The sequence below is a fragment of the Actinosynnema sp. NPDC037264 genome (assembly GCF_055603705.1).
Genome location: NZ_JBVJVK010000014.1, coordinates 21,183 through 26,166, shown reverse-complemented (window position 1 = coordinate 26,166; position 4,984 = coordinate 21,183). Strand labels below are relative to the sequence as shown.

Sequence of the window (4,984 nt, the reverse complement as noted above, 5' to 3'; positions counted from 1 at the left end):
GGGTCGTCGCTGCGGCCACGCCCGCAACCACACGGGCGGCGGCTCCCAACACAGCGGCAAACCGCCCGCGGCGGGGGGGGGGGGGGGACGGGAGTGCTCGGGTCATGGCGTTCCTTCGTCGTTGATGGATCGTTCCATGGATTGGCAATGGGGCGCCAGGGGGTGCAGGAGGGATCAGAACGTGCGAGGGCTGTCCGGACCGGATCGTCACGACGGGCGCGCGAACACGTCACGGGTGATCCGCGATCGGATGCCCGGGAAGCGGCCGCGGGCGGCGGTGTCAGCTAGGTGGTCGTCGAGATCCACACTGCGGAAGGGCGAAGTGCCGGGGATTCGCTGCCGTGACCGGCTGCATGGCTCTCACGCCGACCATGCGGCGCGCAGCACCGACGCGACCCCGCGACCGGTTCTCGCAACTGCGACGAAGCTGTGGACATCTCGGGCCTCTCCGCTGTGACAGGCGCAAGTTCGACACTTCGACGAGCGACCGACCGGCGGTGTCGGCGTCGACTTCGGTGTGGTGAAACAGTGTGTTAGCGTTAACAACAGGTGGTAGACGGCGGCACGTCGGCATTCGAGGTGGTAACCCGCCGGCGTCTCCCTGCGGTTCGCGGGGCTGGGTGGTTCCAGCACGCGCGCTGACGTGTCACAGGAGTTTCCCGATCGGGTGCCCGTCTGTCAATGATCGAGCCGGACCGCCACCTCTGCAGGCGGCCGCCGAAGCCGGTGCGAACACCGCGGTCAATGCGGCTACCGTGCCGGCGGGGACCAAGTGGTCCCACGACAACGTGATGTGCGGCTGAGGAGCTGGGAGTCAGGTCGTGGTCGCCGTGCCGGGGAGCGATGTGGTTCTGCGTGCGCACAACTTCCTCCCTGGTGGCGTCGGCCTGACGGGTGTTCGGTGTCGATCGAAGTCCATTGAGGACATTGCCGACCACGGGAGGACTCCCGTGCGCCGATGTGACCGGTCGTCATGACTTTCGGTGCTACAACCTGAAGTTTCGGGCCAATGTAGCCGCGCGAGGGGTGCGGGTCAACGGTGCCGGGCCCTGTCATGTGAGCGCTCACTACGTACTCGGGATGTAGGCGAAGGCAACTTGCCGTCTCAAAAGGGCCGCCAACTGGGTAAACCGCCGGCTTACCCCGATTGGGTCATTGGCTTCGAATCGATTCGAGAGTCATGATGTGAACGCGAACATGAGCGGGTGCACCTCCGACGCATCAGGGGCACGGTCGATCTGATCGGTGCTTCCAGCTGCCGCGGCGCTGCCGTGGCAACGCTGCCGCGGAACCTCTCGCCGTCGTGTTGTCGAAGTTCCGTCCGAAGTCGACGAAGCCGCCAGGTCCCGGTTGCGGGGCACGGTGGGGGGAGGCGGTCTCCAGCAGCTCGCTCGCTCGATTGTGAGCGCTAACCAAGCGGAGATCCTTGACACTCTTCATTGGTGCCAAGCGACTCGCAGACGCAGATCACCGAGCCAGTTGCAAACTGTTAGCGTGCTCATCGAGCATTTCTCGTGATCGGTGGGAGCGCCTTCTCAACGACGAGCAGGAGGCACCGTGGGTGGGATCCGGAGATCATCCCTGCGGCGGGTGGGCGTGCTGCTGGCCGCCGCCGCGTTGTCCGTCACGACCTTGACCCCGGGATCGGAGGAGTCGGCGTCGGCGTGGGACAACGGAGTGGCCACGACGCCGCCACTGGGCTGGAACAGCTACGACTCGTTCAACTGGAACGTGACCGAGGCCCAGGTCAAGGCCAACGCCGACTACATGCGCGACAACCTCAAGCAGCACGGCTGGCAGTACATCGTCATCGACTGGGCCTGGTACTACCCCGGCCGGGGGACCGGCAGCCCGAACCAGGACGCGAACTTCCAGCCCCGGCTGCGCACCGACGCGGGCGGCCTGCTGCTGCCCGACACCACCCGCTTCCCCTCCGCCGCGGGTTCCAACGGGTTCAAGCCGCTGGCCGACTACATCCACGCCCAGGGCCTGAAGTTCGGCGTGCACCTGATGCGCGGCATCCCGCGCCAGGTGGTCGCCGACAACCTACCCGTGCCGGGCACGAGCTGCCGCGCGAACCAGATCAACAACAACACCACCGCGGCCTGGTTGAACCTCAACTGGGGCCTGAACATGACCAACCCTTGCGCCCAGTCCTACCTCGACGCCCAGTTCAAGCTGCTGGCGTCGTGGGGCGTGGACTACGTCAAGGTCGACGACATCGCCGCGCCCACCTACCGTCAAGCCGAGATCGAGGGCTACAAGACGGCCATCCAGCGCAGCGGGCGGCCCATGGTGCTCAGCCTCTCGCCCGGCCCGACCTCCACCGGCAACGGTGCGCACGTCTCGGCCAACGCCAACATGTGGCGGATCGTCAACGACCTGTGGGACAACTGGTCAGCGCTGGACGCCCTGTTCGAGCGGCTGCACGCGTGGACGCCGCACCGCCGGCCCGGCGCGTGGCCCGACCCGGACATGATCCCGATCGGGCGCCTGTCGCAGCAGGGACCCGTGGGCTCACCGCGCTACTCGAACCTCACCGCCGACGAGCAGCGGACCCTGATGACCCTGTGGTCGATCACCCGCTCGCCGCTGATGTGGGGCGGGGACCTGACCCAGAACCGGGCCTCCGAGCTGGCGCTGATGACCAACACCGCCGTGCTGGCCGTCGACCAGCACAGCCTCAACAACCGTCAGTTGTTCTCGGGCACGCACACCGCGTGGACCGCCGACGTGCCCGGCAGCGATGACAAGTACCTCGCCCTGTTCAACCGCGGCACCGGCACCTCGACCGTGTCGGCCTCGCTCGCCGAACTGGGCATGGGTTCCGCCTCGGTGGTGGACCTGTGGTCGGGCGCGAGCCTGGGCACCGTGAGCGGCACGCTGTCCCGCTCGCTGCCCGCCCACGGCTCCGGTCTCTACCGGCTCACCCCGCGCTCCACCGTGCCCGTGCCCACCGCCGAGACCTTCACCGCGCGGCACAGCGGCAAGGTGGCCGACGTCTACAACGCCTCGACCGCAGACGGGGGCAACGTCGTCCAGTGGGCGCCCAACGGCCAGACCAACCAGCGCTGGCGTGTCCGCGACGTCGGTGGCGGCTACAGCGAGGTGGTCAACGTCGGCAGCGGCAAGTGCCTCGACGTCTACGGCGGTGGTTCGGCCACCGCGGACGGGGCACGGGTCGTGCAGTGGACGTGCAACGGCCAGACCAACCAGCGCTGGCGCTTCGAGGACGCCGGCAGCGACCACGTGCGGCTGATCGCGCAGCACAGCGGCAAGTGCCTGGACGTGTCCGAGGCCGCTACCACCGACGGCGCCCAACTCGTCCAGTGGACCTGCAACAGCAGCAGCGCCAACCAGCAGTGGCGGCGGCAGGCCGCGTAGTGGGTCATCCGGTCGGGCCGTCCACCAACGGCCCGACCGTGCCGCTGCGCGCACGGCTACGGGAACGGCGACAGTCCATTCAGGAGGAACACATGAGACGAATGCTCACCACCCTGTTGACGATGGCGTCGCTGCTGTCGCTCGTCTTCGGCGTCGCGCTGGTGTCGGCGGGGCCGGCTTCGGCCGCCACGCTGACCCGCGTCACCGACTTCGGCGCCAACCCGACCAACCTGGGCATGTACGTCTACGTGCCCGACAACGTCGCACCCCGTCCCGCCCTGCTGGTCCTCGTGCACTACTGCGGCGGGTCGGCCGGCGCGATCTTCAACGGCAACGGGCGTGACTTCGCCACCGCAGCCGACCGGTACGGCTACGTCGTCGTGGTGCCCGAGGCGACCCGCGAGGGTCGCTGCTTCGACGTGTCCACCCGCGCCGGGCTGACCCGCAACGGCGGCAGCGACTCCACGGGCATCATGTCCATGGTCGACTGGACCCGCCAGCGCTACAACGTCGACCCGGCCCGCATCGTCGTCAGCGGGTTCTCGTCCGGGGCCATGATGACCAACGTGCTGGCGGCCCAGTACCCGGACGTCTTCGCCGCGGCCTCGGCCTTCTCCGGGGTGCCGGCGGGGTGCTTCGCCACCACCAACGGCTCGCTGTGGAACAGCCAGTGCTCCAGCGGGAACATCGTCAAGACCGCGCAGGAGTGGGGCGACCTGGCCCGGTCCATGTACCCCGGTTACACCGGCTCCTACCCCCGGATGCAGCTGTGGCACGGTGACCAGGACACCACCCTGGCCTACCGCAACTTCGGCGAAGAGATCAAACAGTGGACCAACGTCCGCGGCTTGAGCCAGACACCCTCCTTCACCGACCGCCCGCAGTCGAGCTGGACGCGGACCCGCTACGGCGACACCGGCACCACGGCCACGGTGGAGGGCATCAGCATCACGGGCACCGGGCACACCCTGCCGCAGGCGGGGATGCTCGCCTACGCCATCTCGTTCCTCGGCCTCGACGGTGGCGGCGGTGGCGGCGCCACCGGTCCGCTGCGCTCGGTGAGCGCCGGGAAGTGCCTGGACGTGCCGAACCAGTCCACCACCACCGGCACCCGGCTCCAGGTGTGGGACTGCTGGAACGGGCCCAACCAGCAGTGGACGTCCACCACGACGCAGGAGCTGTCCGTCTACAGCGCCACCTCCCGGCGTTGCCTCGACGCCGAGAACGCCGGCACGACCGCGGGCACCCTGGTGATCATCTGGACGTGCCACGGCGGCACCAACCAGAAGTGGCGGCTCAACGCCGACGGCTCGATCACCGGCGTGCAGTCGGGGTTGTGCCTGGAGGTCGCCGGCGGTTCGACCGCCAACGGCGCGCCCGCGCGGCTGTGGACCTGCAACGGGCAGGCCAACCAGCGGTGGGCCCGCACGTGACGCGGTGACGAGCCGAAGGTCGACTCCACGGCCCGCACAACATCACCGGTGCGGGGGGGGGGGGGGGGGGGGGGCGGGCGGCGGCGCCGACAACCCCCCCCACAAGGAAAAAAAAGGACAAACCGAAAGGGAGATCCTCCTTAGCCGAGGGGGTGTGGTTGTCGTGT

Annotated in this window: 2 protein-coding genes; both read left to right on the top strand. The window is 68.6% G+C overall.

Annotated features, from left to right (window positions below; translation table 11 throughout):
* Positions 1–1,557: 1,557 nt before the first annotated feature.
* Entirely contained in the window at positions 1,558–3,384 is a 1,827-nt protein-coding gene (locus ACZ7GX_RS17835) for an alpha-galactosidase (RefSeq protein WP_498777927.1), read from the top strand.
* A gap of 92 nt (positions 3,385–3,476) precedes the next feature.
* Entirely contained in the window at positions 3,477–4,817 is a 1,341-nt protein-coding gene (locus ACZ7GX_RS17830; protein ID WP_498777924.1) for an extracellular catalytic domain type 1 short-chain-length polyhydroxyalkanoate depolymerase, read from the top strand.
* The last annotated feature ends 167 nt before the right edge of the window (positions 4,818–4,984 follow it).

What these genes read in the sequence shown, in the direction of transcription:
- ACZ7GX_RS17830 (WP_498777924.1), top strand. Translation starts at nt 3,477, where the DNA reads ATGAGACGAATGCTCACCACCCTGTTGACGATGGCGTCGCTGCTGTCG.